Annotated in this window: 27 protein-coding genes and 1 tRNA gene; 16 read left to right on the top strand and 12 right to left on the bottom strand. The window is 56.7% G+C overall.

The features are described 5' to 3' along the window. The first annotated feature begins 31 nt into the window (after nucleotides 1–31). The 7 genes from sufC (at nucleotide 32) to I9185_RS03585 (ending at nucleotide 5,303) form a co-directional block, all read left to right on the top strand. Nucleotides 32–787 carry a Fe-S cluster assembly ATPase SufC gene (gene sufC / locus I9185_RS03615; protein WP_210092370.1) on the top strand — a complete coding sequence of 252 codons (756 nt, stop codon included), beginning with the start codon at nucleotides 32–34 and terminating at the stop codon, nucleotides 785–787. Continuing rightward, nucleotides 787–2,067, top strand: a complete 1,281-nt coding sequence (locus I9185_RS03610) for a SufD family Fe-S cluster assembly protein (protein ID WP_171723256.1) — start codon at nucleotides 787–789, stop codon at nucleotides 2,065–2,067. The genes sufC and I9185_RS03610 overlap by 1 nt, the downstream gene beginning before the upstream one ends. Then, nucleotides 2,067–2,552, top strand: a complete 486-nt coding sequence (locus tag I9185_RS03605) for a YIP1 family protein (protein ID WP_171723257.1) — start codon at nucleotides 2,067–2,069, stop codon at nucleotides 2,550–2,552. Before I9185_RS03610 ends, I9185_RS03605 begins: the two co-directional genes overlap by 1 nt. Further along, nucleotides 2,549–3,115 carry a YIP1 family protein gene (locus I9185_RS03600; protein ID WP_210092369.1) on the top strand — a complete coding sequence of 189 codons (567 nt, stop codon included), beginning with the start codon at nucleotides 2,549–2,551 and terminating at the stop codon, nucleotides 3,113–3,115. Before I9185_RS03605 ends, I9185_RS03600 begins: the two co-directional genes overlap by 4 nt. Nucleotides 3,116–3,127: 12 nt before the next feature. Next, a complete protein-coding gene (locus tag I9185_RS03595) occupies nucleotides 3,128–4,348 on the top strand; it encodes a cysteine desulfurase (RefSeq protein WP_209833097.1) in 1,221 nt (406 codons plus the stop codon). Nucleotides 4,349–4,425: 77 nt separating this feature from the next. Further along, nucleotides 4,426–4,502: transfer RNA gene (locus tag I9185_RS03590), tRNA-Arg, on the top strand. A 468-nt stretch (nucleotides 4,503–4,970) separates the two neighbouring features. Beyond that, nucleotides 4,971–5,303, top strand: a complete 333-nt coding sequence (locus tag I9185_RS03585) for a hypothetical protein (RefSeq protein ID WP_171723259.1) — start codon at nucleotides 4,971–4,973, stop codon at nucleotides 5,301–5,303. A gap of 55 nt (nucleotides 5,304–5,358) precedes the next feature. Here I9185_RS03585 and I9185_RS03580 read toward each other — a convergent pair whose 3' ends face one another. Next, on the bottom strand, nucleotides 5,359–5,928 hold the full coding sequence (locus I9185_RS03580) for a DUF882 domain-containing protein (protein ID WP_171632409.1): 570 nt from the start codon (nucleotides 5,926–5,928) through the stop codon (nucleotides 5,359–5,361). Between the two features lie 417 nt (nucleotides 5,929–6,345). On the opposite strand from I9185_RS03580, the gene I9185_RS03575 reads away from it, so the two are divergent. The 4 genes from I9185_RS03575 to I9185_RS03560 are packed head-to-tail and all read left to right on the top strand — an operon-like array spanning nucleotide 6,346 to nucleotide 10,521. Further along, nucleotides 6,346–7,887 carry a L,D-transpeptidase family protein gene (locus tag I9185_RS03575; protein WP_245223400.1) on the top strand — a complete coding sequence of 514 codons (1,542 nt, stop codon included), beginning with the start codon at nucleotides 6,346–6,348 and terminating at the stop codon, nucleotides 7,885–7,887. A 34-nt stretch (nucleotides 7,888–7,921) separates the two neighbouring features. Beyond that, complete coding sequence (gene lpxD, locus I9185_RS03570) at nucleotides 7,922–9,013, top strand: UDP-3-O-(3-hydroxymyristoyl)glucosamine N-acyltransferase (RefSeq protein ID WP_171632414.1); 1,092 nt, start codon at nucleotides 7,922–7,924, stop codon at nucleotides 9,011–9,013. A gap of 32 nt (nucleotides 9,014–9,045) precedes the next feature. Next, nucleotides 9,046–9,303 carry an acyl carrier protein gene (locus I9185_RS03565; RefSeq protein ID WP_171723262.1) on the top strand — a complete coding sequence of 86 codons (258 nt, stop codon included), beginning with the start codon at nucleotides 9,046–9,048 and terminating at the stop codon, nucleotides 9,301–9,303. A gap of 9 nt (nucleotides 9,304–9,312) precedes the next feature. Continuing rightward, nucleotides 9,313–10,521, top strand: coding sequence for a beta-ketoacyl-[acyl-carrier-protein] synthase family protein (locus I9185_RS03560; RefSeq protein WP_171723263.1), 1,209 nt, complete (start codon nucleotides 9,313–9,315; stop codon nucleotides 10,519–10,521). 56 nt (nucleotides 10,522–10,577) lie between these two features. Here I9185_RS03560 and I9185_RS03555 read toward each other — a convergent pair whose 3' ends face one another. Next, nucleotides 10,578–11,186 carry an invasion associated locus B family protein gene (locus I9185_RS03555; RefSeq protein ID WP_209833120.1) on the bottom strand — a complete coding sequence of 203 codons (609 nt, stop codon included), beginning with the start codon at nucleotides 11,184–11,186 and terminating at the stop codon, nucleotides 10,578–10,580. Nucleotides 11,187–11,634: 448 nt separating this feature from the next. Between I9185_RS03555 and I9185_RS03550 the strand changes: the two genes are divergently transcribed. Next, nucleotides 11,635–13,182, top strand: a complete 1,548-nt coding sequence (locus tag I9185_RS03550) for a helicase HerA-like domain-containing protein (RefSeq protein WP_210092367.1) — start codon at nucleotides 11,635–11,637, stop codon at nucleotides 13,180–13,182. A gap of 32 nt (nucleotides 13,183–13,214) precedes the next feature. On the opposite strand, the gene I9185_RS03545 is transcribed toward I9185_RS03550, so the two are convergent. From I9185_RS03545 to I9185_RS03510, 8 genes are all read right to left on the bottom strand, one after another. After that, entirely contained in the window at nucleotides 13,215–13,469 is a 255-nt protein-coding gene (locus tag I9185_RS03545; RefSeq protein ID WP_171115893.1) for a hypothetical protein, read from the bottom strand. A gap of 181 nt (nucleotides 13,470–13,650) precedes the next feature. Beyond that, complete coding sequence (locus I9185_RS03540) at nucleotides 13,651–14,964, bottom strand: branched-chain amino acid ABC transporter permease (protein WP_171723265.1); 1,314 nt, start codon at nucleotides 14,962–14,964, stop codon at nucleotides 13,651–13,653. After that, entirely contained in the window at nucleotides 14,961–15,971 is a 1,011-nt protein-coding gene (locus I9185_RS03535) for a branched-chain amino acid ABC transporter permease (protein WP_209833126.1), read from the bottom strand. Before I9185_RS03535 ends, I9185_RS03540 begins: the two co-directional genes overlap by 4 nt. Before the next feature lie 208 nt (nucleotides 15,972–16,179). Beyond that, a complete protein-coding gene (locus tag I9185_RS03530; RefSeq protein WP_210092366.1) occupies nucleotides 16,180–16,509 on the bottom strand; it encodes a hypothetical protein in 330 nt (109 codons plus the stop codon). A gap of 277 nt (nucleotides 16,510–16,786) precedes the next feature. Continuing rightward, nucleotides 16,787–17,209 carry a hypothetical protein gene (locus I9185_RS03525; RefSeq protein WP_210092365.1) on the bottom strand — a complete coding sequence of 141 codons (423 nt, stop codon included), beginning with the start codon at nucleotides 17,207–17,209 and terminating at the stop codon, nucleotides 16,787–16,789. Between the two features lie 5 nt (nucleotides 17,210–17,214). Continuing rightward, nucleotides 17,215–18,045, bottom strand: a complete 831-nt coding sequence (locus I9185_RS03520; RefSeq protein WP_210092364.1) for an ABC transporter ATP-binding protein — start codon at nucleotides 18,043–18,045, stop codon at nucleotides 17,215–17,217. After that, the gene (locus I9185_RS03515; protein WP_152457994.1) at nucleotides 18,042–18,830 is read right to left on the bottom strand and encodes an ABC transporter ATP-binding protein; all 789 of its coding nucleotides are present in this window, start codon (nucleotides 18,828–18,830) and stop codon (nucleotides 18,042–18,044) included. The genes I9185_RS03520 and I9185_RS03515 overlap by 4 nt, the downstream gene beginning before the upstream one ends. Before the next feature lie 125 nt (nucleotides 18,831–18,955). Then, the gene (locus I9185_RS03510; RefSeq protein WP_152457993.1) at nucleotides 18,956–20,137 is read right to left on the bottom strand and encodes an ABC transporter substrate-binding protein; all 1,182 of its coding nucleotides are present in this window, start codon (nucleotides 20,135–20,137) and stop codon (nucleotides 18,956–18,958) included. Between the two features lie 153 nt (nucleotides 20,138–20,290). Between I9185_RS03510 and I9185_RS03505 the strand changes: the two genes are divergently transcribed. Both I9185_RS03505 and I9185_RS03500 read left to right on the top strand, forming a co-directional pair. Next, nucleotides 20,291–21,388 carry a PQQ-dependent sugar dehydrogenase gene (locus I9185_RS03505; protein ID WP_210092363.1) on the top strand — a complete coding sequence of 366 codons (1,098 nt, stop codon included), beginning with the start codon at nucleotides 20,291–20,293 and terminating at the stop codon, nucleotides 21,386–21,388. A 96-nt stretch (nucleotides 21,389–21,484) separates the two neighbouring features. Next, the gene (locus tag I9185_RS03500; protein WP_210092362.1) at nucleotides 21,485–22,012 is read left to right on the top strand and encodes a GNAT family N-acetyltransferase; all 528 of its coding nucleotides are present in this window, start codon (nucleotides 21,485–21,487) and stop codon (nucleotides 22,010–22,012) included. Nucleotides 22,013–22,021: 9 nt separating this feature from the next. On the opposite strand, the gene I9185_RS03495 is transcribed toward I9185_RS03500, so the two are convergent. Continuing rightward, entirely contained in the window at nucleotides 22,022–23,026 is a 1,005-nt protein-coding gene (locus tag I9185_RS03495; RefSeq protein WP_171632453.1) for a GlxA family transcriptional regulator, read from the bottom strand. A gap of 169 nt (nucleotides 23,027–23,195) precedes the next feature. Here I9185_RS03495 and I9185_RS03490 point away from each other — a divergent pair, with 169 nt between their 5' ends. Next, nucleotides 23,196–24,566, top strand: coding sequence for a 3-deoxy-7-phosphoheptulonate synthase class II (locus tag I9185_RS03490; protein WP_210092361.1), 1,371 nt, complete (start codon nucleotides 23,196–23,198; stop codon nucleotides 24,564–24,566). Between the two features lie 68 nt (nucleotides 24,567–24,634). On the opposite strand, the gene I9185_RS03485 is transcribed toward I9185_RS03490, so the two are convergent. Beyond that, nucleotides 24,635–25,309 (bottom strand): PAS domain-containing protein, encoded by a 675-nt coding sequence (locus tag I9185_RS03485; RefSeq protein ID WP_171632459.1) that lies wholly within the window; start codon nucleotides 25,307–25,309, stop codon nucleotides 24,635–24,637. A gap of 244 nt (nucleotides 25,310–25,553) precedes the next feature. Here I9185_RS03485 and I9185_RS03480 point away from each other — a divergent pair, with 244 nt between their 5' ends. Next, nucleotides 25,554–26,444, top strand: a complete 891-nt coding sequence (locus I9185_RS03480; protein WP_210092360.1) for a YicC/YloC family endoribonuclease — start codon at nucleotides 25,554–25,556, stop codon at nucleotides 26,442–26,444. Nucleotides 26,445–26,460 lie beyond the last annotated feature (16 nt).

Here is a 26,460-nt window from a genome sequence, read left to right as displayed (position 1 = left end):
GCGCCCCTTGCGATACGCAAAAGGATAAAAAATGCTGGAAATCAAAAATCTGCACGTGAAGCTTGAAGAAGAAGACAAGCAGATCCTAAAGGGTGTGGACCTGACGGTTGAAGCCGGCAAGGTACACGCGATCATGGGGCCGAACGGGTCAGGCAAGTCAACACTCAGCTACGTGCTGTCGGGCCGCGACGGGTACGAAGTGACCGAGGGTTCTGCCACGCTGGATGGCGAGGACCTGTTGGAGATGGAACCGGAAGAGCGCGCCTCTGCCGGCGTGTTTCTGGCCTTCCAATACCCAGTCGAGATTCCGGGCGTGGGCAACATGACCTTCCTGCGCACCGCCGTGAATGCACAGCGCAAGGCGCGGGGTGAGGACGAGCTGTCCGCCGCTGAATTCCTCAAGGAAGTGCGTGCCAAGGCCAAGACGCTGAAGATCGACGCGGATATGCTCAAGCGTCCGGTCAATGTGGGCTTCTCGGGCGGTGAGAAAAAGCGCAATGAAATCCTGCAAATGGCCATGCTGGAACCCAAGATGTGCATCATGGACGAAACCGACTCGGGTCTGGATGTGGATGCGATGAAGCTGGTCGCCGAAGGTGTGAATGCGCTGCGCGATGAAGGTCGCGGGTTCTTGGTCATCACCCATTACCAGCGCCTGCTGGATCACATCAAGCCGGACGTTGTGCACATCATGGCCGATGGCCGCATTGTCAAAACCGGAGGCCCAGATCTGGCGCTCGAGGTTGAAAACAACGGTTATGCCGACATTCTTGCCGAGGTGAACTGATGGCCTTGCCCGAAGTCAAACAAACCGCGACCGAGGCCCGGCTGTCTGCCTTGACCATGCCCGACGCGGGATGCACCCGCGCCGCGCGCGAAGACGCGCTGGCCCGTGTTCTGGAAACTGGTCTGCCCGGACGGCGTGACGAATATTGGAAATACACTCAACCGGACACTCTGGTCTCGCCAGACGCGCCTCCAGCTGCGGTGTTTGCCGATGATGAGCCGTTGATGTTCAGCGGACTTGACCGGCTGAACATCGTCTTCGTGGACGGTGAATTCAGCGCCGAAGAGTCGGACGACCTGACGCTGGAAGGCGTGACCATCGACCGGCTCGAGGATATCTGCTGCAAGGACATTCATTGGGCGAAAGACCTGTATGGCGTGCTTGAGACGCGCGGTCAGTCTCCGGTCCAGCGTCCGCTGGCGGCGCTGAACACGGCTTTTGCGTCGGATGGTGTGGCCATCCATGTCACCGGCAAACCGTCCAAACCGATCAACCTGGTCTATCGTCATGCATCGCCGACCTCGGATGCGATCCTGCACCACGTCATTCGCGTGGAAAGCGGGGCCGAGGCCACCATTCTGGAAACCGGCCCGGCTGCGTCACGCTTCAACAAATGCATGGAGATCGACATCGCCGACAAGGGCACGCTGCACCATGTGCGCGCCCAGGGCAGGGACCATGAACGCCGGGCCGCGACCCATATGTTTACCCGTCTGGGCACGGAGTCTGTCTATAAATCCTTCACTTTGACAGTGAATGGCGTGCTGACCCGCAATGAGCAGGTCGTCGAGCTGACAGGCGATGACGCGGTGGCCCATGTGGCCGGGGCCTGTGTTGGCGATGGAGACTTCCATCATGACGACACGGTTTTCATCACCCATGATGCGGTAAACTGCGAAAGCCGTCAGGTGTTCAAGAAAGTGCTGCGCAACGGGGCGACCGGCGTGTTTCAGGGCAAGATCCTTGTGAAGGAAGGCGCACAGAAAACCGACGGTTACCAGATCAGCCAATCGTTGCTGCTGGATGATGACAGCCAGTTCCTCGCCAAGCCCGAGCTTGAGATCTATGCCGATGACGTGGCGTGTTCGCATGGCTCGACCTCGGGTGCGATCGACGAAACCGCGCTGTTCTATCTGCGGTCCCGTGGCGTGCCGGTCAAGGACGCAACCAATATGCTGACTTTGGCCTTTCTTGCCGAAGCGGTGGATGAGATCGAAGACAGCGCCTTGGCGGAAGAGATCGTAAGCCGTCTGGAAGGGTGGCTGGCGCGTCGTAGCTGATGGCCGTCTCGTCTGACATATTGGCCACATACCGGGGGCCGGGGCGCGTGGTGCGCCGGCTTCTTGAAATGGGTCAGCGGGAAGACAGGGCGCTGGTGTTTGTCATGGCGTTTTGCGTTGTGGCCTTTGTCGCGCAAATGCCCAGCCTTGCCCGCAAAGCGCATCTTGAAGGCGTTGAGCTGAACATGCTTCTGGGCGGTGCTTTGCTGGGGTCGGTGTTCATACTGCCGTTGTTTTTCTACACGCTGGCGCTGATTTCCTATTGGGCGGCGCGGATGGCCGGCGGGCAGGGCACTGCTTATGGCGCACGACTTGCCCTGTTCTGGGCTTTGTTGGCATCCGCCCCCCTGGTCTTGTTGAATGGTCTGGTCGCCGGGTTCATAGGGCCCGGGCCTGCTTTGACAATTGTGGGCATCGCCTGGGTTGCTGTTTTTGTCTGGTTCTGGTTATCCGGTCTGAGACAAGTACAAAGGTCCGCTGCATGACTATCAATTCCCTCGGCGCTCTGGCGGTTCTGACGATCAGAAGCCCCGACCAAGCCGCCCGCCAGCTGTTGTCCCTGAAACCGGGGCGGGAAGGGTTGTGGCTGGCCTTTGCGCTGGCAGTGGTTTTGAACTGTCTCGTCCAGTTGGGAATCGATTTGTCGGTCCCCGTGCCGCAAGGTCAGATCGCACCGCCTCCCGAAAGTATCCCCGTTGTTTTGCTGCGATCCGCCGGAGCAATGCTGCTGAGCATCCTTGCGTTCTTCGTCGTCGGAAAAGCAATAGGCGGCAAAGCAAGCTTTGACGATCTGATGGTCCTGACGGTGTGGTTGCAGTTCCTGCAAATAGTCGCCCTTGTCATGACCCTTGTTCTAAGCCTGACGATGCCGTTTCTGATGATGACAATGCTGTTCGCGACGGCGATCCTGAGCCTTTACATCACGCTTCATTTCCTGAACGAAGCGCATCAATTCGGATCCCTTTGGAAATCCTTCGCCGTAATTCTGTTGTCAGCCCTGATTGCGGTTCCCTTCGTCCTGTATTTAACACCGGCCGCGCCTGTCTAGGAAAACCGTATCATGTATGATGTGCAGAAAATTCGCTCTGACTTTCCGATCCTGTCACGTCAGGTGAATGGCAAGCCGTTGACCTATCTGGACAACGGTGCGTCGGCTCAAAAGCCTCAGGTCGTCATCGATGCGGTGACCCGTGCCTATTCCGAAGAGTATTCGAATGTTCACCGTGGATTGCACTATCTGTCCAATCTGTCGACCGAGAAATACGAAGCTGTTCGGGGGATCATCGCCCGTTTCCTGGGGGCATCGAACGAGGATGAGATCGTTCTGAATTCAGGAACGACCGAAGGGATCAATCTTGTTGCCTATGGCTGGGCCATGCCGCGCCTGGAAGCCGGGGATGAGATCGTCCTGAGCGTCATGGAGCATCACGCCAACATCGTGCCCTGGCATTTCCTGAGGGAACGGCAGGGCGTTGTTCTGAAGTGGGTGGATGTGGACGCTGACGGGGGGCTGGATCCGCAGGCGGTAATCGATGCGATCGGCCCGAAAACCAAACTTGTGGCCGTGACGCAATGTTCCAATGTTCTGGGTACCGTCGTGGATGTCAAAGCCATCACCGAAGGTGCACATGCCAGGGGCGTCCCGGTGCTGGTTGATGGCAGTCAGGGCGCGGTGCATATGCCGGTAAACGTGCAGGACATCGGTTGCGACTTTTACGCCATCACCGGCCACAAGCTGTATGGCCCGTCGGGGTCGGGTGCGATCTACATCAAGTCCGAACGCATGGCCGAGATGCGCCCCTTTGTCGGTGGCGGTGACATGATCAAAGAGGTCAGCAAGGATCAGGTGATCTACAACGACCCGCCGATGAAGTTCGAGGCCGGAACACCCGGCATTGTCCAAACCATCGGCCTGGGCGTTGCGCTGGAATACATGATGGATTTGGGAATGGACAACATTGCCGCCCATGAATCCGGCCTGCGGGACTATGCCATGCAGCGCCTGAGCGGTCTCAACTGGCTTCAGGTTCAGGGCACGCGGCCAGACAAGGCAGCCATCTTCAGCTTTACGCTGGACGGGGCCGGCCATGCCCATGATGTATCCACGATTCTGGACAAAAAAGGGGTTGCCGTCCGCGCCGGGCATCACTGTGCGGGCCCGCTTATGGATCACCTGGGCGTCACGGCGACCTGCCGTGCCAGCTTTGGTCTCTACAACACGACGGATGAGGTCGACACACTGATCGAAGCGCTTGAATTGGCGCATGATCTTTTCGCCTGATTTTGGTTTCAAAGAGGGTGCAACAATCACGATTTTCAGTTGCACCCGGATTGGAACAAGGTTAGCTAACGGCCAAGGCACCTGTAGCTCAGCTGGATAGAGCGCTGCCCTCCGAAGGCAGAGGCCAGAGGTTCGAATCCTCTCAGGTGCGCCACCATCGCTATATTTCTAAGGTTTATTGGGCAAAGCAGGAACTTCCGCACCAAATTGGGAGAAGTTCCCGAGCCGCATAGCTATCGCTAATGAAGGACAAGGGTCTTGCGCTGCTCCGGGGATATGCCGCAGCATAGCGTTATTCAACATCTGCCCCGGTCAAGCGCTTCTTTTGTTTTCGCGTTTTCGGTTTCCAGCGCTCGAAACATCTTGGCTTACAACAGTTCCAAACAGCATCTAGTGTTGAAACTACGAAAGGTGCCCTGGCTGATCCCCTCTCGGGATATTTTCCATGCGAATACCCTTTCGGGCCATGGATAGTGTCTGCACGCCTCCGTTTTTCGCCTGCTTGCCACCACGCGAACAATCCTGACAATCATTTTGAGGCTTAACCCCTCAAGCAGTGGTTTTTTTGATGTACACTTTCCGAACGAGGCTGGCGCGCGTCAGCTCAAATGGAGGAAGGAATGTGAAAGTCATCTCTTCAAATAAGAAGTTGATAATCGTTGTAGTGATTGTAGCACTATTGGGTAGCGCGATTACCGGGGTTTCAGCTTCAAGCGTTTTAGGTTGGATCTTGGTCGCAGTAATTCTGGCGTTTATCCTTGGAAAGCTGACCGATGATGAAGAACCCGAAAGCGATGATGATTCAGAAAGCGACAATGCTTCCGGTTCCAGTGTTCCCGCTGACGTCGGCGATGAAAAGTCTCGTGAGACCAGCAATTCCACTGCGGCGACAGCATCCAGCAATGACACCGGAGGCGGTGATGCCGGCGGCGGAGGGGGAGACGCGGGGATGTAACTGGCCGCCCCCGTCAAACCCCTGTCATATAAGCCGAGATCGCGAAGTCGCTGTCTTAGCCGCGCCAGGTGCGGACGACACCGCAGTCCATATGCACGAAATTGGACCCGTTATATTGACCGACACCGCCGGCCCGGCATGACATAGCAGCCTTAGCCATCTGCGAGACGGAGCGGGAAGACAGGCGCAGGTCTGCCGCTTGTCCCTTCATATGAAGCGACTTCCGGGCGACGCCGCGAGAGCGGGCGCGGAGCATGGCGTTGGTCTGGGGGGAGCGATAGCCCGACAGCAACATGTAAGGTTCGTTGACATCCAGAAGGTTGTGTGATGCCGCCATGATATCAATCGTGCGTAAATCGATGGATTTTACGTGATCCGTGCGCCAATCGCGCATGAAATGGTTCACTTCTTTGACTGCGTCCTTGATATATTTACCATCGACCCAATAAATCATGTCCAACCGTTCGCCCGTGCGACCGGAATACATGCGAATGCGACGGATATCGCCGCCGCCGCGCAAAAAGCCTGCTGCTTTGGAGTAGGTGGGTGCTGCTGCGACTGCTGTTGCTGCAAACGCACCCAATAGGGCACGTCGGGTCAAGCCCGAGGAACTGCTCTTGGTCATTTTGGTTCGTCCCGTACTGTTCCTGCCTGCGCACGATGTTACGCGCGCTGTCTTAATTTTTTCCCATCCCAGATGCGGAATTTATGACACAATCGGATTCGACGGCCAAGAAGTGTTTCATAGGCACCTTTTCAAGGGGGAATTTTCGGCAGATTTTTGCGCAAATGTCACAGCCGAGCGCAGAATATTTGCAGGTGTGGGCTGCGCATCACCGGGCCGATGCAAACGCGCATCAGACGCCAACAGAAGCAATTCGGTAAGGAATTTGTGAATAGACAAGTCTGCGCAGCCAAACTCATAGTTGTTCGACGCACATATCACCAACCAAGCCATTGATTCCAAGGCCATCCAATGCTTTCTGTATTCCAAACCTGTACCAGTATCCTGCTTGCCGGCTGTTTTGCGGCCACTGCGAGTATGGCAAACACCACTTCTGAACCTGCGCAAAACACGGCGTTTCAGATGGCCGTTGCAGAACATACCCCACGGGAATCGCAGATCGCAGAGTTTTACCGGACAACCGGGTTTTCGCCGATTTGGGTGGGTGAATCCGATGAGCATATGCAACGCCGGGCCGCATTGATCCAGGCACTGTCACATGCGCATCTGCACGGTCTGCCGAGGGCCGATGCGACAGTTTCATCCTTGATGCAGAAAATGCAGGATGCACGCTCGACACGCGATCTTGGCGCCGTTGAAGCGGAACTGAGCCGGGTTTTTGTGGATTTTGCCGACGCATTGTACTCGGGTTTTATTCGGCCCGGAAACATCGACGACGGGCTTGTTCGGTCGGTGGATCGTCGCAGCGCGGCCGAGCATCTGAACGCCCTGAACACACATGGCGCCGCGTATCTTGCGCAATTGGCTCCTCAAACCCGTCAGTACCGGGCTCTGATGAAACAGAAGCTGGCGCTTCAGGATTTGGTAGATCAAGGCGGTTGGGGGGCGACAGTTCCGGAAACTAAGTTGGAATTCGGGGATACCGGGCCCAATGTCGTGAAGCTTCGCAATCGGCTGGTGTTAATGGGCTACATGAAACCATCGGCCAGCCCGTCGTTCGACGCCGCGTTGCTGGAAGGGGTCAGGGCCTTTCAAATCGCGCATGGGTTGGAACCCGATGGCGTTGCAGGCAAGGGCACGATTGCCGAGTTGAATCGCCCCGCCGTGGACCGGCTCAAGGCTGTTTATGTCGCTTTGGAACGGGAGCGCTGGTTGCCTCGGGAACGCGGCGCACGTCATATCCTTGTCAACCAGACAGATTTTTCGGCAAAGATCGTGGATGACGGGCAAGTCACCTTTGAAACCCGTGCGGTGATCGGCAAGAACACGCATGATCGCCGCAGCCCAGAGTTCTCGGATGTGATGGAACATATGGTGATAAACCCCAGCTGGTATGTTCCGCGCTCGATCATCACCAAGGAATACCTGCCGAAGCTGAAAGCGAACCCCAACGCGGTCGGTCATATTCAGATCACGGACAGCAGGGGGCGGCAGGTCAATCGCGGGGCGGTTGATTTCAATCAGTTCACCGCGCGAAGCTTTCCTTTTGCGATGCGCCAGCCGCCCAGCAAAAGCAATGCTTTGGGGCTGGTCAAGTTCATGTTCCCCAACAAGTACAATATCTATCTGCATGATACGCCTCAGAAAAGCCTGTTCGCGCGCGAGGTGCGGGCGTTCTCGCACGGCTGCATCCGGCTGGCGCAGCCTTTCGAATTTGCCTATGCGTTGCTGGCCAAACAGGAAGAGAATCCCAAGGCATTCTTTCATCGTGTTCTGAACACAGGAAAGGAAACCAAGGTCAATTTGGAACAAACAGTTCCGGTTCATCTGATCTATCGAACGGCATATGTCGGGCCAAAAGGCGAGGTGCAGTATCGCCGTGATGTCTATGGCCGGGACGGCAAGATTTGGGAGGCCCTGCAAAAGGCAGGGGTGGCCCTGCCGGACGTTCAGAGTTAAGCACAGGGCAAATCCTGCCAAAAGGAAGCCCGAGATGCAGTTTACCATTCAACAAATCGCCGACGCTTTGGGTGCTGAATGCCAAGGCGACGGTGGCCTGACGATCGTGCGGGCGGCCGAACCGGGCGATGCTGACCCAACCGATCTGGCCATGGCCATGTCTCCGAAATACGCCGAAGCGCTTTCGAAAGGGCGCGCGCGCGCCGCCGTTCTGTGGGAGGGCGCGGATTGGCAGGACATGGGGTTGCGCGCGGCCATATTCGTGAAGCGTCCGCGCATGGCGATGGCGGGGATCACCTCAATGCTGGATCGCGGGCAAGGGATTGAACCGGGCATTCATCCTTCCGCAGTGATCGATCCAACGGCCGAAATTGGACCAGATGTGGCGATAGGACCTCTGACTGTTGTTGGTGCTCGGGCGCGAATAGGTTCGGGCTCGGTCATCGGAGCACACTGCGTGGTGGGAATGGACGCCATTCTTGGCGAACAGGCCCTGTTGCGTGAAATGGTCAGCATTGGCGCGCGCGCACAAATCGGGGATCGGTTCATCGCGCAGCCCGGTGCAAGGATTGGTAGTGACGGGTTCAGTTTCGTGACCCCCGAGGTTTCTGGCGCTGAGAACGCCCGCAAAACGTTGGGCGATCAGGGCGACGCCAAGGCCCAAAGTTGGCTCCGTATCCATTCTTTGGGCGCGGTTGAGATCGGTGATGATGTCGAGGTTGGCGCCAATTGCACTGTCGATAATGGAACAATCCGCAACACGCGGATCGGTGATGGCACCAAGCTGGATAATCTTGTCCATGTCGGGCACAACACCCGCGTCGGGCGGGATTGTCTGCTGTGCGGTCAGACAGGTGTCTCCGGCTCGGTCGAGATCGGCAACAACGTCGTTCTGGGTGGTCAGACCGGAGTGGTCGACAACATTTTCATAGGGGACGGCGTTATTTCGGGTGGGGGCACGAAGATTCTGTCAAATGTGCCCGCCGGGCGCGTGATCATGGGGTATCCGGGCATCAAAATGGAGACCCACACCGATGTCTACAAGGCGCAGCGCCGACTGCCCCGAATGGCACGCGACGTTGAGGCATTGAAAAAGGCTGTTTTCAAACAGACCCCAAGCGATTAAATCATCGTCAAACTGAAAATCAGGGGATCGACATGAGCATCAGCGACCGCGTCATCGCAATCATTGCAGAGCAGGCCGTGCTGGAGCCATCGGATGTGACGCCCGAAAGCACGCTGGAAGATCTGGGAATCGACAGCCTTGGTCTGGTGGAAAGCATATTCGCCATCGAGGAAGAGTTCGACATTTCAATTCCGTTCAACGCCAATGAACCCGAGGCTAACGATTTTGACATATCCAATGTCGCTGCGATCATTTCCGGGATCGAAAAGCTCGTGTCGGAAAAGGTCTGACTGACGCTCATGAAACGTGTTGTCATTACCGGCGCAGGTACGATCAATTCACTGGGCCATTCGGTTCCTGACACGCTGGAAGCCATGCGCGAAGGCCGTTGCGGCATCTCGGAACTGGAATTTCGGGACGTTGATCGGTTGGCCATCAAAATCGGCGGGCAGGTTCGCGGCTTTGAGGCTGAAGGTCGGTTCAACCGTCAGCAGATGTCGCTGTATGACCGGTTCACTCAGTTCACTCTGACCGCCGCCAAAGAGGCCATCGATCAGTCCGGCATCGAGTTTCACGGAGAGTTGGCCGCAAAATCAGGTGTTGTTCTGGGGACCGCCGGCGGTGGCGTATCGACCTGGGATGACAATTATCGCTCGGTTTATGAGGACGGAAAGAACCGGGTACACCCGTTTGTTGTTCCCAAACTCATGAACAATGCGGCGGCCAGCCATGTTTCCATGGAACACAACCTCAAAGGCCCCAGCTTCACCGTGTCGACTGCCTGTGCGTCCTCGAACCATGCCATGTCTCAGGCCTTTCAGATGGTCCGAAGCGGCATGGCCCCGGTCATGATCACAGGCGGGTCCGAATCCATGTTGTGCTTTGGAGGCGTCAAGGCCTGGGAAGGGTTGCGCGTCATGTCCAAGGATGCGTGCCGACCGTTCAGCGCCAATCGCAACGGAATGGTACAGGGCGAAGGGGCCGGGGTCTTTGTTTTCGAGGAATACGAACACGCCCGCGCCCGTGGCGCCGAGATCATGTGCGAAGTCGTTGGTTTTGCCATGTCGTCGGATGCGGCCGATATCGTGATGCCCAGCAAGCAAGGGGCTTCACGGGCCATGTCAGGTGCCTTGGCTGATGCCAGATTGAATGCAAGCGATGTGGGTTATATCAACGCGCATGGCACCGGGACGGCTGCGAATGACAAAACCGAATGTGCCGCCGTGGCGGATGTTTTCGGGCCCCATGCTGACGACCTGATGATATCGTCAACCAAATCCATGCATGGTCACCTGATTGGTGGAACCGGTGCGGTGGAACTGTTGGCATGTATCATGGCGCTGCGGGACGGTGTGATCGCACCCACCATCGGATACGAGGAACCCGATCCGGAATGCGCGCTTGATGTTGTGCCGAACGAAGCTCGGGAAGCCAAAGTTGACGTCGCGCTCAGCAATGCGTTTGCCTTTGGCGGGCTGAATGCGGTTTTGGCGCTGAAGCGGGTTTAGCGAACAACGTACGAAACAAGGCCGCCGCATTCAGAGCGGCCTTTGTCTGCGATCTGTCAGTTTTGCAGGACTTCCAGCTGATCGTAGCCACTGGTAAATCCAGCCAGCGACATTTCGATTTGCAAAAGTTGGCTCGGGGCCAGAATTGACACCAGCGAGATTGTTGCCGCACTGCCCGCTTTCATGGCGTCTATATCGCCTTGCGTAAAGCCCAATTGTGCGACGCAGCCTACCGGGTTGCAGTGATGATAGTTGTATCTTTTACCCGGTGCGCCGTCTATGGACACAGCAATTTGTGCTTGCAGCATGGTCTCCAGCGGCACAGTCAACCTAGCTCCGGCAACGGCCTCCGCTCCTTCGGGAAGCTTGTTGATCGAGATTTCCGCAATCGGCTGGCCCTCGGCGCCGGAAAGAACTTGACGCAGCAGGCAAGGATCTTCGCCTTCTTCGGTCCGTAGACAGGTTATATTCCAAGCACCGCTTGTTTCTTTGACGTATTGCTCGCCGATACGTGGGCCAGTCTCTCCCAGATCCAGTTCTTGCGCGGCTTCGGTTTGGGCGGGCTCGGCCTGCTGCGGGCTTTCGTCGTTGGCCTCTTGGGCATAGACTGCGCTGCTAAGAAAGGCGACGGCCACTGTATTTGCGGTTAGAAGTTGCTTGATCATGAATGCCTCGACTTGATGCTTGAGCTTTTTGCTTCGTTTAACACTCTTCTGAACTGGTGTCAGGCACTAACAGAACGGCTGGTCTGAACGTGAACGGATTCTTGCCAGAACACCAGAAACCAACTGCCCTGAGACAGAAAAAGAGAGCTGCATAAGCCAGCTCTCTTTTCCAAAAGGTTCTCCCCGTCGGACTGGCCGACTTATTTATGCGCAAACCCTACGAGAGGGTCGCAGACGGGTCAACAGCTATCCTCAAATTTTAATACTGCGGTCAGAGCTTTGAAACCATTTTTGAACCTGCAAAAAAGCCGTGCCCGAAGGCACGGCCAGTCGACAGGGAGGAAGTCTGCCCCACGTGAAGGAAACAAACGCGGGGCAAATTGACTATCGCAGTCAAAGGTTAACTTTGTATGCTGGTCACGGATCGGTGAAACATAAGGCAATGTTAATGGGCAAGAATATATTTTTGGGTGGCGGAGGCGAAGGCTATGGCCAGCCGCAGGAACTGGCACTGAAATATGCCAACCGCCATGGGCTGATTGCCGGCGCCACTGGGACCGGTAAGACCGTAACGTTGCAAATCCTCGCGGAAGGGTTTTCCCAAGCCGGAGTTCCGGTGTTTCTGTCCGATGTCAAAGGTGATCTGTCGGGCCTGGCTTTGCCCGGAAGCGACGCGCAAAAACTGCATCAGGCATTTATGGATCGTGCCAAACGCATAGAGTTCGACGATTTTGCTTATTCCGCCTGCCCGGTTACGTTCTGGGATCTTTTTGGTGAACAGGGCCATCCAGTGCGGACGACGGTCACTGAAATGGGCCCGTTGCTGCTGTCCCGGTTGATGGAATTGAGCGAAGCGCAGGAAGGTATCCTGAACATCGCGTTCCGCGTGGCCGATGAAGAGGGAATGCCTCTTCTGGATCTCAAAGACCTTCAGGCGCTGCTGGTCTGGATCGGCGAGAACCGGGCCCAGCTTTCATTGCGATATGGCAATGTATCGACATCTTCGATCGGTGCGATCCAGCGGCGATTGCTGGTATTGGAAAACCAGGGTGGAACAAAACTGTTTGGCGAACCCGCGCTGGATCTGTCCGATCTGATGCGCACCGATGAAAACGGGCAGGGGATGGTGAACATCCTTGCTTCGGACAAACTGATGGCAGCGCCACGGCTTTATGCGACATTCCTGCTGTGGCTGCTGAGCGAATTGTTTGAGGAGCTTCCCGAAGTCGGTGATCCTGACAAACCCAAGCTGGTGTTCTTCTTCGACGAGGCGCATCTGTTGTTTGACGGCGCTCCGAAAGTGTTGGTGGACAAGGTTGAACAGGTTGCGCGCCTGATCCGGTCCAAAGGGGTGGGTGTCTATTTCATCACCCAGAATCCCGCCGATATTCCCGAGGATATTCTGGGGCAGTTGGGCAATCGCGTTCAACACGCTTTGCGGGCCTTCACGGCGCGTGACCGAAAGAACCTGCGTCTGGCGGCGGAAACCTATCGCGAAAACCCCGCCTTTGACACCGAAGCCGCAATTCGCGAGGTGGGCGTTGGTGAGGCTGTCACGTCGATGCTGCAGAAAAAAGGTGTTCCCGGAATTGTCGAGCGCACATTGATTCGTCCGCCGGGTTCCCAGTTGGGGCCCATTTCTGATGCGCAGCGGAGGGCCATTCTCGATGCCTCGCCGATGGCGTCTAAATATGACGATGGTATTGATCGAAAATCGGCCTTTGAAATCCTCCAGGCTCGGGCCGAGGCGGCCGCCAAGGCCGCTGAACAGGCAGAGGCCGATGAAGTTCTAGAGGCACAATCACCGATGGAACGAGAGTATTCTTCGGCTCGCAGATATTCGGGAAGCCGGGTCGGCAGATCCTCGTCCCGGGTGCAACGGCGGAAAGACACGTTTGCATCGGCGATGACCGACGCAGTTATCAAAGAACTGAAAGGAACGACCGGACGCCGAATCGTTCGTGGTATTCTGGGTGGATTGTTCCGCAACAGATGACGGAACGGCGCCCATCACGGGCGCCGCAATGTTTACTTCAGACGGCGCTGGCCTTCCTGACGGCAGTAAGCGTCAGCCTCCGGCACGGACATTTTCGAAGCCGGGAAGTCAATCGCCCGGTCCCAGGTCACCCGGTCGTGACGATATAGCTGACAGGTTACGACACCTTTGGGCGTTTGAACTTTGACGGGAGTTGTTTCAAGTTCTTCCGGAGTGGGAATGCAGGCGGTTGTTACGATGGCGACAACCGGAAACAGAAGCAGTGTCTTGAACCGTGGTGCTTTCATTTTTGACTCTTTTCAAAACGTGTAAATGATCGTTACAGATCGGCGTAGACGGATGTGAGTGCCGGCGACATACCGCAAAAAGAAAACGCTGCGGTGTGTCCGTTTATTCAAAAAATCGTTAAGAATCAAGAAACCGCGCCGGATAAGAGGCGCGGTTTCGCTTATTGAAGGTGGAAGCGATCTATTTCTCAGGGATCAGCCCTCTTGGGCTGAATCTGAGAACAATCAACAGGATCAGACCCATCGTGAACAGACGCATATGTGCGGCGCTGTCCAGCAGGTGGACTTTCAATGCACTTCCGTCCGGCAAGCCGGCGGTAATGACATTCATCAGCCACAAGCCGATCGGTTCAACCTGAACCCACAGGAACCAGATGAGGAATGCGCCCAGAACGGCCCCGAAGTTGTTGCCCGAACCACCCACGATCACCATCACCCAGACCAGAAAGGTAAAGCGCAGCGGTTGATACGCGCTTGGCGTCAACTGGCCGTCCAGCGTTGTCATCATCGCACCCGCGATACCGCAAACAGCCGAACCCAGTACGAATATTTGCAGATGACGACGGGTGACATCCTTGCCCATGGCCTCAGCCGCCACTTCATTGTCACGGATTGCGCGCATCATCCGGCCCCACGGGCTTTTCAGCGCCATCTGAGCCATCCAGAGTAGAACCAGAAGCACAATCAGGAACAGCAGCGAATAACCGAGTTTGACCGAAAGGGTGGATGCGGTGACGGGGTCCAACCCCAACCATTCGGCCCGCGCCAGAAAGGCCGGGTCGTTCTGCAAATCCACTTCGTAGCCCACAACAGGGGACGGGCGTGGGATGCCGTAGACATTCTTGACGCCCCGGGCCAGCCAGTCTTCGTTTTTCATGACGGCGATAATGATTTCGGCGATACCCAATGTGGCAATCGCCAGATAATCCGAGCGAAGGCCCAGCGCCGTTTTACCGATCAGCCACGCAGCACCCGCCGCCAGCAAACCACCGGCCGGCCAGGCCAGCAGAACCGGCAGATTCAAACCGCCAATATTGCCGGCAATCGCCGGGTCGATGGCCTCGACCGCCGCAATGCTGGGATCGAACACCGCGCGATAGACAAAAAAGCCCACGACAAGAACGGCGATGATCGTCAGGGTTTGCACACGGCCTTTCGGCAGTTTCGTTGCCACCAGAACGGCGGCAACCACTGTCGCGGCACCCAGCAGCAAAGACAGAACGATGCCATAACCTCCGGCAGCCCAGGCACCGGGCGTGGGCGGCGTTGAAACCAGTACGACGGCCAGACCGCCCAGTGCGACAAAGCCCATCACGCCCACATTGAACAGACCGGCAAATCCCCATTGCAGGTTTACACCGATCGCCATAATGGCGGAAATCAGCCCCATATTCAGGATCAGGATCGCGGTGTTCCAGCTTTGCGTGAAACCGGTCAACAGGATTAGGCCGCCGACAATTGCGAAGAGCAGCGTATTTTTGACAGCGTCGGTCATACTGCTTTCCCCTTGAAAAGGCCCGTGGGCTTGAACAGAAGCACGATCAGCAGGATGACAAAGCTGACGGCGAATTTGTAATCGGTCGAGAGGAGTTGCACCAATCCTGACGGCTCAAGGTTTTCCGGCGCAAGATAGGTCAGCACCTTCTTCCAGGCGTATGTTATCGTCACTTCGGAAAACGCGATGATAAACCCGCCTGCGATGGCGCCCAGAGGATTGCCCAAACCACCCACGATGGCCGAGGCAAAGATCGGCAGCAGAAGCTGGAAATAGACGAAGGGTTTGAAGCTTTTGTCCAGCCCATAAAGTACGCCGGCAGTTGTGGCCAGCGCCGCAACGATGATCCATGTGATCATCACCACACGTTCCGGGTTGATGCCTGACAGCAGCGCCAGATCCTCGTTGTCCGAATAGGCCCGCATCGACTTGCCTGTGCGCGTCTTGTTCAGAAACCAGAACAGCAGCGCCACGGCAACAACGGCCACGATCACCGTGATACCTTGCGACGTCTTGATGGCCAGACCCTCGCGCAGACCGGTCATCGCCTTGAAATCGCGCGCCGAAACAATGAACCGAGCCCCATCCGAGAACCTTTGGTCGTCTGGCCCGATGATAAACCGGACAAGGCCGTTCATGATGAACATCACGCCCATGGAAACGATCACCAGAATAACGGGCTTCGCCTTTTGGTCACGGTAGAATTTGTAGACCAGCCTGTCGGTGATCAGCACCAGCACGATACAGCCCAGTATGGCAAAGGGCAGGGCGAGCAGGGCGGTTGGCAGCGGTCCAAAGCTGATCCCGGCGGCCTGCAACCCCCATGTGACCAGCACGGCGATCATCGCGCCAAAGGCCATTGTGTCGCCATGGGCAAAGTTCGAAAATCGCAGAATGCCGTAGATCAGGGTCACGCCAAGCGCGCCCAACGCCAGTTGACTTCCATAAGCGACCGCAGGCACTAACACAAAATTCGCAAGCGCAACAAGCGCGTTGAGTAGATCCATTATTTCTTCTCACTGTCCGGGTGCGGTCTTATGGCATGACGGTCCGCGCAGGCACAATGTTTCCTGCGCTGTTTTGCGTCATATTTTTCTGCTGGTTGTGAAAAAAAGCCACGAGAAAACCGGAAGCAGGCAAGACTATTCAATTTTGGCCTGGCTCAGTCACGCACCGGCCAATTCCGGTGAGTGACTGAGATGGTAAGAAGCGGGATCAGGCGTCCGTCTCGGTGCAGGTGCCGTGATCGGTTCCCGCGTGGGGACCCTTGACCGAGAGGTCAAAGGACATGTCGTCATAATGCACGACAAAGGTCATGACATCTTCGCCTTCAATATGGACAAACGTCATGTTACCAACGCCTTTGAACACCATCGCGTCGCCAGAAACACTTGCAGTTTCGATGTAGCCTTTGTCTCCATCCGGTGCCCGATTTAGGCGCACTTCACTGCCGTCGCGGTCCGACACACAGACAAAGTGACGTTCTTCCGCAGTTGCGGCGGTCGCGCACAAGGTGGCAATGGCCACACACATCCATTTTTTCATTTTTGGGTCCTGAACAGAGTTTTTATTCAGAAGGTTCGCTTGATTTCACGGAACTTGGTTGGTTTATCCGGGAAACCGTTTCCTTCACAGTTCCCGGCGCTAAACGCACAATGTGACCGGATTGCAGCCGACGCATGGAAATCTTGGGATGGTTGTCGAAGTTACAGACGGCCAGATACCGAGATCAACCAGCGTTTCCTTCTAAACTGGCGACTTCAGTCGATTGCGGAAACAAGAAGGAAGTTGGTGGGCGCAAAAATGGCTTTGAAAAAGCCCACTAGTTCTGTTGCTCGCCTTGGCAAAAACCCTCAACGGCCTCTACTATCAACCTTTCGCGCCCAACAAGCGTATAGCTGAGGATTGCAGTTCCAAGGTCGTAGTTGGGCTTATCAGCGTGGAAGATACCTTGGTAAATATCGAGTCTTGGGCTTCCGATCCCTGCACCATAAGCAAATACTGACAAGATTGGGTCATGCGATTTCCGAATATGTGTCCAATCACTGGTAGGGTAATCAGAACCATTTTCCTGCCAAACAATCCTGTCATCGAGCGCCGATAGGATGACCGTTCTTTGATTCTCGAACTCGCAACGGACGATCACGCCATTTCGAGACTGCTTAGCTTGCGGTGCTAGGCTCTGAGCAAACGCGATGCTACCCAACAGACATGAACAGAAAACGGCGAGTAGGCTGGTTTTCACAGGCCTCACCCCCCCAAGAAGCTCTTCCGAACCTCCGGATCGGCCAGCAGTTCCTTGCCCGTGCCGGTATAGGCATTGCGCCCCTGAACCAGAACGTACCCCTTGTCGGCAATCTCCAGAGCCTGGCGGGCGTTCTGTTCGACCATCAGGATCGGCAGGCCGGTGCGGGACACTTCGATAATCCGGTCGAACAGTTCATCCATCACGATCGGCGAAACGCCTGCCGTGGGTTCGTCGAGCATCAGCACCTTGGGCTGGGTCATCAGCGCGCGGCCAACTGCGACCTGTTGGCGTTGTCCGCCCGACAACTCTCCGGCGGCCTGATTGCGCTTGTCGCGGAGGATCGGGAAGAGGTCATAGACCTGCTCCATCGTCTGGCTGATGTCGTCGCGGCGGATGAAGGCACCCATTTCCAGGTTCTCTTCCACCGTCATCGAGGTAAAGATGTTCTGTGTCTGCGGCACGAAACCCATGCCACGCATGACCCGGTCCTGCGGGGAGAGGTTGGTGATATCCTCGCCATCCAGACGCACGGACCCTGAACGGACATCCAGCATCCCGAACACAGCTTTCATCGCCGTCGACTTGCCCGCACCGTTTGGGCCGACGATGACTGCGATTTCACCCTTGTCCACGGCGATGGTGCAATCATGCAGAATGTCCGGCCCTTTGCCGTAACCACCCGTCATGGTGTCGCCGATCAGAAACGGGCCGCCTTCGACCTTATGCGTCGCACCACTTTTGCGATGGGCCGGGGTCATGGTGCCGACACCATGCGGATTGGTGATCGAGGCGTCCTTGTTGCCCTTGTCATCCTGATAGGGGTTGTCGATCACGCGCCTGCCTCCAGTTTGTCTTTGTTCTTCAGGCCGGTGCCCAGATAGGCTTCGATCACGTGCTCGTTCGCCTTGATCTCGTCCAAGGTACCCTCGGCCAGTACCTTGCCTTCGGCCATGCAGATGACCGGATCACAGATCTTGCCGATGAAATCCATGTCGTGCTCGATGACGACGAAGGTGTATCCACGCTCCTTGTTCAGACGCAGGATCGTGTCGGCAATGGTCATCAGAAGGGTGCGGTTCACACCTGCGCCGACCTCGTCCAGAAACACGATCTTGGCGTCGACCATCATGGTGCGGCCAAGCTCCAGCAACTTTTTCTGACCACCCGAGACCTGACCCGCCTTGTGATCGGCCAGATGTTCAATCGTCAGAAACTCCAGCACCTCATCGGCCTTGGCCTTCAGTGCGCGTTCTTCGTCAGCGATGCGTTTGCGGCCGAACCACGTGTTCCACAGCGACTCGCCTGATTGCGCGCCAGGCACCATCATCAGGTTTTCACGGCAGGTCATCGACGGGAATTCATGTGCAATCTGAAACGTGCGCAACAGCCCCTTGTGGAACAGCTCATGAGGGGGCAGGCCGGTGATATCCTCGCCGTCCATCACCACCTTGCCGCTGGTCGGCGGCAAAACACCCGCGATCACATTGAACAGAGTGGTTTTTCCTGCCCCGTTGGGCCCGATCAGGCCGGTGATCGACCCTTTCTGGATTTCCAGCGATGCCCCGTCCACCGCATGAAATCCGCCGAAATGCTTGTGCACGTCCTCGACGACGATCATCTTTTCCCCTTGCCGCCTGTCCGGCGCTGTTGTCTCGACCCCGTTGATCGGGTGCGGTCTTTTTTCATTGAAACAGCCCGGACACAAGGCCCGGGCTGCTTTCATTCATAGCCTTTGACGATCAATCAACGGAAGTTGACGGTCTTGTTTTCACCGTCGGTCACTTCGATCTCACGATAGGAACCAGCGCTTTCGCCGGGGCCGATCAGTTCGACACCGGACGCACCGACATAGTCGATGTCCTGACCGTTTGCCAGCAATTCCAGACCCTTGGCCAGTTCGCCGGGATAGATCTTTTCACCCGGAGCGTTGGCAACGTCCATGATCTTGCCGCCATAGTCGGCCGGATTGGTCGATCCGGCAGCCTGCATGGCCAGCATGAACAAAGCCGCAGCGTCATAAGATTCGGGCGAATAGGGCGACGAACCGTCGAAGCCTGCGGCTTCGGCCATGGCGAAATACTTCTCGGCGCCTTCACCGCCCGAACCGGCGATCTGACCGAACGAGCCGTTCAGGTCGGGGCCGACATTGGCCGGCAGCGAGTCACCGATCATGCCGCCCGGCAAGCCAAAGGTGTCAAACGCACCGCTGTCCAGCGCCGACTGGATGATGCCCAGGCCGCCCTGATCCAGATAGCCCGCAACAACCAGAATGTCGCCACCGGCCGAGGCCAGAGCACCAACTTCGGCCGAGTAGTCGGCTTTGCCATCCTCATGCGCTGCAACGATGGTCACTTCACCACCTGCTGCCTCGAAAGAGGTTTGGATCGCGTCCGCCAGACCCTTGCCGTAGTCGTTGTTGGTATAGGTCAGAGCGATCGAGTTGATACCGCGATCCTTCAGGATATCCGCCATCACCTGGCCTTCGCGCGCATCTGAAGGCGCGGTCCGGAAGAACAGGCCGTTGTCTTCCATGGTCGACAGGCCCGGTGACGTCGCCGAAGGCGAGATCATGACCATGCCATTCGGAATCGCGACATTCTGAAGGATCGCACCGGTCACGCCCGAGCAATCGCCGCCAATGATGCCGGCAACACCGTCCGCAATCATGCGTTCGCCGTTCGAAGTGGCCAGACCGTTATCAATGCAGCCGGTGTCGGCGCGCGATGCGGTCACTTTGGATCCATCCAGCAGTTTTCCGGACTCGGTGACTTCCGCCATCGCCAATTCAGCGCCCGAACCCATTGCGGGTGCCAGCGATTCAATTGGGCCGGTGAATCCGAACAAAACACCAAGCGTAATGTCTTCGGCCAGCGCAGGTCCGGCCAGCAAAGCGGATGCTGCAGTTGCTGTAAGCAGCTTTTTCATATGGTTACTCCCTATTGTGAACGTATTCGTTCTGGCCACGAACCTAGGCAAGCTGCCCGGAAAAGAAAAGTCCTAACGCAATCGTGTTTTTATCGATCGGAAATCTATCTGTTTTGTTAGGGTTTGCCTAAGATTGTCCGGAGAAGTGTCAACATGCTCAGAGCTGCCGCGATTCTGTTCTTCACTATTTACAGTGAAAGCGCCTTGGCACAGGCGTTGTCGACCTCGGTCGGGAAAATTGAACTCACCGAAATGGCAGGTGGGCTGGATACGCCCTGGGCCGTCGGCATCTTGCCTGACGGCAGTTTTCTTGTCACCGAACGCGACGGAAACCTGTTGTATGTTCAGGGCGGAGAGGCGAATGCCATATCCGGCGTTCCCAAAGTCGCAGCTTCGGGGCAGGGCGGATTGCTGGACGTTACGATCCCGCGCGATTTCAATCAAAGCCGCGAGGTCTTTCTGACCTTTTCAAAACCGCAAAAGGGTGGCGCAGGCACGGCTGTCGCGGTGGCGCGCCTGTCCGAGAACGGCACGCGCCTGACGAATCTGCGGGTCATTTTCGAGGCTTCCCCCGGCGGATCAGGCGGGCGGCATTTCGGCTCACGCGTTGTAGAAGCCAATGACAGCACTCTTTTTGTAACCATCGGAGATCGAGGGGATGCGTCACAGGCGCAGGATCGCTCGAACGCCATGGGTTCCGTGATCCGTATCAACCGCGACGGCTCGGTGCCTTCAGACAATCCTTTCATCGGGCAGGCAGATATCCGACCTGAAATTTGGACCTATGGGCACCGCAACCCACAGGGGGCCGATTTGGATACGCGCGGCGGATTTTGGGTGTCGGAACACGGTGCGCGCGGCGGTGACGAGGTGAACCTTGTCAAACCCGGCGCCAATTACGGCTGGCCGGTTATCTCTTACGGCACACATTATTCCGGAGAGAAGATCGGCGAGGGCACCAGCAAGCCCGGTATGGAACAGCCGCGCCTGTACTGGGACCCGTCGATCGCGCCGTCGGGGTTGATGGTCTATTCCGGCGACATGTTTCCAGAATGGCGGGGCGACATTTTCGTGGGCTCGCTGAAATTCGACTATATCGCGCGGCTGTCCGAAGATCCGCTGCGCGAGGTCGAGCAGATCAAGGGCCCCGAGACCGAACGGGTCCGTGACATCGTGCAGGCCCCGGATGGGGCGATCTGGTTCATTTCAGTCGGGCAGGGCGCGGTTTACAGGATGTCTGTCAAACAGTGACATACGAAGTATGCCAGCAGACGTTTCAATTCCATTTGCGCGTTTCCATCGTCGCAGTCACTCTGTCCAACAGGTTACACGGTTAAGGGGATATTAATGAGTGATTTCGACATTGAATTGTGCACAAGTATCCCGCCAAGAACCGAGCTGAATATGATTTTGGAGCAATATTATGCTCTTATCGCTCAAAGAATGCAGGGTATGGGGTTCGAATTGGATCCTTCCGCACCGCAAAGCGCACTGGAGGAATTCTGGGCGAACACGGATGACTACATGCCTCCGAACGGATGCTTGATCGTCGCAAGAAACCACGGTGGCAAAATCGTGGGGTGTGGAATGATGAAACGGTTTGATCAGTCTACCGGCGAGTTGAAACGTGTATTTGTAACCGAAGACGCTCGGGGCACCGGAGTGGGGCGCGCATTGGTTCAAGCACGAGAACAAGCCGCCAGAGCTATGGGGCTGAAGCGGTTGATCGCAGATACACTCACCCCAAATGTGGAAATGAGATCTTTGTATCCCAAGCTCGGGTTTGTGGAACTGGACACTCCGATCGAGACAACAACCTACAAAGATCAGCCCATGCTCCGACCGTACTTGCACTATTTCGTCAAAGAGCTTTGACGCTGGACCTTAGACTGACAGTCTTCCACTTTGCGCACCACGTTCGCGATAGGGCGTGGTGTTGTAATGCGCCCGGTAGCATTTTGAAAAATGGCTGGGCGAGGCGAAACCACAGGCCAGCGCCACGTTGATGACGCTCATATCGGTCTGCATCAGCAGGTTGCGGGCTTTGTGCAGGCGCAGTTCCATGTAATAGCGCTTGGGGGAACGGCTGAGATACCGGCGGAACAGACGCTCCAGCTGGCGGGTTGACATACCCACTTCCTTGGCAAGGATCGAGGGCGAGATCGGTTCTTCGATGTTCTTTTCCATCATCAGTATAACCTGGCTCAACTTCGGATGCCGCACACCGATTCGGGTCGGAGTTGACAAACGCTGCGTGTCCTGGTCGGTTCGAATCGAGGAATAGATCATCTGATCCGCCACCGCGTTGGCCAGATCCTCGCCATAGTCATCTGCAATCAGTTTGAGCATAAGGTCAATCGACGAGGTGCCGCCCGCAGTCGTCATGCGACTTCCATCGATCTGAAAGACGGCTTTGGTCAGTTTGACCTCGTCGAACTCTTCGATGAAACTGTCAGAGTTCTCCCAATGGATCGTTGCCTTCTTATTGTCCATCAACCCGGCCTTTGCCAGAGTATAGGCCGCAGTGCAGAGGCCACCGATCCGCAATCCCCTTCGCGCTTCACGCCGCAGCCAGTTCAGCACGCGCTTGGTGGTGGCCGCCTGAACGTCCACGCCACCGCAAATCAGAACAACGTCATCTCGCTGCAACTCCACCAGATCACTGTCAAGACTGAACTCGGTCCCGGCCGAGCAGGTTACCGTTTCTCCGCCTTCTCCTATCAGCTTCCAGGTGTAAAGCTGTCTGTTCGCCATGCGGTTGGCGATGCGCAGACTGTCAAGCGCCGAAGCAAAAGACAGAAGCGAGAATTTGTCCAAAAGGACAAACACGAAATTCCGGGGTGGGGCCGCAGTGTCTTCCACCGTGACAACTTGGCGTTGCTCTTGCATGGCGAGATGTCCTTGCTTCGCTGCTGGACGTGTGATTATCCAGCCGCAGATTTGACAGCCACCATGATCAAAGCTTGTTTGCGTCGTCAAGAGGCGCAAATGGGATATGGTCACTCTTCATTGCATTTTGTATAGAGACCACCTGAAAACTTCAGCGGAGATCAAAGCTATGACCGAATGGCAAAAATCGAACTGGCGCAACAAGCCCCGGGTTCAGATGCCAGATTATACCGACGCGGCCGCGCTGGCCAAGGTCGAGGCTCAGCTTTCAAATTATCCCCCGCTGGTCTTTGCAGGCGAGGCGCGGCGTCTCAAACAGCATCTGGGTGCCGCCGGGCGCGGCGAGGCCTTCCTTCTGCAAGGCGGGGATTGCGCTGAAAGCTTTGAACAATTCAGCGCTGATGCGATCCGTGACACCTTCAAGGTGATGCTGCAAATGGCGATGGTTTTGACTTATGGCGCCAAGGTGCCAGTGGTCAAAGTCGGTCGTATGGCCGGGCAATTTGCCAAACCACGCAGTGCCCCGACCGAAGTCGTGAATGGTGTGGAACTGCCAAGCTACCGCGGCGACATTATCAACGAATTGGCCTTCACTCCCGAAGCCCGGATTCCGAATCCCAACAAGATGTTGCAGGCCTACACGCAGGCGGCGGCGACGCTGAACCTGCTGCGGGCGTTCTCAACCGGCGGCTTCGCGGATATGAGCCGCGTGCATGCCTGGACTTTGGGTTTCGCGGATGAACAGGACGTTCAGAAATATTCCGAGGTTGCCGATCGTATTCAGGACACCATCGACTTCATGGAAGCCGCTGGAATCACTGCGGAAACAACCCATGAATTCTCGACCGTCGAATTCTACACCAGCCACGAAGGGCTGTTGCTGGAATACGAAGAGGCACTGACGCGACTGGATTCCACCTCGGGCAACTGGCTGGCTGGCTCCGGTCACATGATCTGGATCGGCGACCGCACCCGTCAACCCGACGGCGCGCATGTCGAGTTCTGCCGTGGGGTACTGAACCCGATCGGTCTGAAATGCGGCCCAACCACTACGGCCGAGGACCTCAAGGTTCTGATGTCAAAGCTGAACCCGGACAACGAAGAGGGGCGGCTGACCCTGATCGCGCGCTTCGGCGCGGGCAAAGCGGGCGAGCATCTGCCGCGTCTGATCAAGGCGGTCAAGGAAGAGGGTGCCAAGGTCACCTGGGTCTGCGACCCGATGCACGGTAACACGATCAAATCGGCCACGGGCTATAAAACCCGCCCGTTTGATTCTGTTCTGCGCGAGGTGCGTGACTTTTTCGGAGTGCATCAGGCCGAGGGAACCATCCCCGGCGGTGTGCATTTCGAAATGACCGGGCTGGATGTGACCGAATGCACCGGCGGTGTACGTGCCGTGACCGAAGAAGACCTGTCGGACCGCTACCACACCGCCTGCGATCCGCGCTTGAACGCATCGCAGTCGCTGGAACTTGCGTTCCTGGTGGCGGAAGAGCTGACCAACCTGCGTCGCAACGGCTCGAAACGCGCGGTAAGCTGAGCGCATCCGAAACACTGACAACAGCGGGCCATCGGCCCGCTGTTTCTGATCAAGGCAATTGGCGGGTCTCAATCGTCGCGAGACACCACCAGATGTAGATGGCCGGCAGAGCGCTTGAGTTCGCGTTGTTCCTCGGCAAAACCTTCCACAGGGCGGCGCAGTGTGGGCGCGGGAACCTGAATTTCAGAAACCGGTTTGATCCGCGTATCGGTCAGTGAAAACCGGCGCGGTGTCTTGCCGATTGCGCCATCGGCGATCATGACCCCCAAAATACGGCTGACATCCCCAAGGTCACTTTTCAGCGGCAGAAGGATCATCCGGGCCTGCATCCGGGTACGTCCCAACACCCCGTCCGAGTTCAGACTCAATTCGGCAACAGCAGGGGACGCAAATACCTGTTCCAGTACATCCTTGGTCTGTGCGCGGGCATCGGGTTGAAAGAACGCGGTCAACGGCATTCCCCGCACTTCCATACCTGCAAGCGCGTTCAGATGGCTGCCTGCCAGACGAAAACGGGCCAGGCCGGGTGCGATGCGTTCCAGGATGAAAGTATATTCAAGAACATTCTCAAGACCGCGCGGGTCGATTTGAGACCGCATCGGCACGCTGTCGCCGCTCAACAATGCGGTCCAATACGCCTCGGCCTGGCGGATCGGCGATAGGCTGCGCCCACTGTCAAAGCGATCCATTGCGACGATCTTTCCAAATTCTGACCCGGAACCTATCCCGAAAAAGGTTTTCATTTTCATCACCCTACCGTCAATTGGCCGCCTTTTTCATAAAATGCAACACAATGGAAGCATCTACGGCCCGCAAACCATTGCTAAGGGTATTTTGACTCGGGTTAATTCAATTTTGGAGCAATTCTTTAACGAATGGTTAACTTGCGCCAAACAAATGCGTCTTCAGCAAACTCTTGCTCTGCACCAGTCAATGGCATTAGGTGCGCACATGCTCGAAACAGCTGGGGAACAGGAAAGGGCCATCATGATCAGATCCATGACCGGGTTTGCCTCGGGGAAGGGAGCTTTTGGCCCGCACAGCTGGTCGTGGGAACTTCGCAGCGTAAACGGTAAGGGGCTGGACATGCGTCTGCGCGTGCCCGATTGGTTGACCGGTCTCGAAGTCGCGTTGCGGGCGTCCCTGTCCAAATCCCTGAGCCGGGGAAACGTGACCCTGTCGATGCGCTTGAACCGCGAGGATTCTGCCCCGGAACTGGCCTTGAACGAAACCGCGATGGCTGCGGCCCTGACCGCTCTTGGGCAAACGGAAGCGCTGGCAGCTGCGCGCGGCATCACGCTTGCGCCGTCGCGTGCGTCAGATCTTTTGGCGCTCAAGGGGATGATGGACGCAGGAACCGAGGCCGACGATCCGGCTCCGCTTGTTGCTCATCTGACGTCCGAATTCAAAGATCTTCTGGCGGCGTTCATAGATATGCGCAAAACCGAAGGGGCAGCTTTGGCCGCGGTCTTGAACACGCAACTGGATCAGGTCGCGGAACTGACGGCGCAGGCCGCAGAGATTGCCGAGCAACGCAAAGACAAGATGATCGAGGGGCTGCGCGAGAATCTCGCGCGGGTGCTGGAGAATGCGCAGGGCGCGGATCCCGATCGTGTCGCGCAAGAGCTGGCGATGATCGCGGTCAAGGCGGATATCACCGAAGAAATCGATCGCCTGACCGCGCATGTAGGGGCCGCTCGTGAGTTGTTGGCACAGGAAGGGGCCGTGGGCCGCAAGCTGGATTTCCTGATGCAAGAGTTCAATCGCGAAGCCAACACGCTGTGTTCCAAGGCGCAAAGCTCGGACCTGACATCGGTCGGGCTGGAACTGAAAGCGGTGATCGATCAGATGCGCGAGCAAGTGCAGAATGTGGAATAAGAATGGGAACGACTGA

Origin of the sequence: Ruegeria sp. HKCCSP346 (genome assembly GCF_017872595.1) — a bacterium.
Classification (GTDB): domain Bacteria; phylum Pseudomonadota; class Alphaproteobacteria; order Rhodobacterales; family Rhodobacteraceae; genus Ruegeria.
Note: the sequence above shows the minus strand (reverse complement) of the source record. Positions and strands in the feature narration are given on the sequence as shown.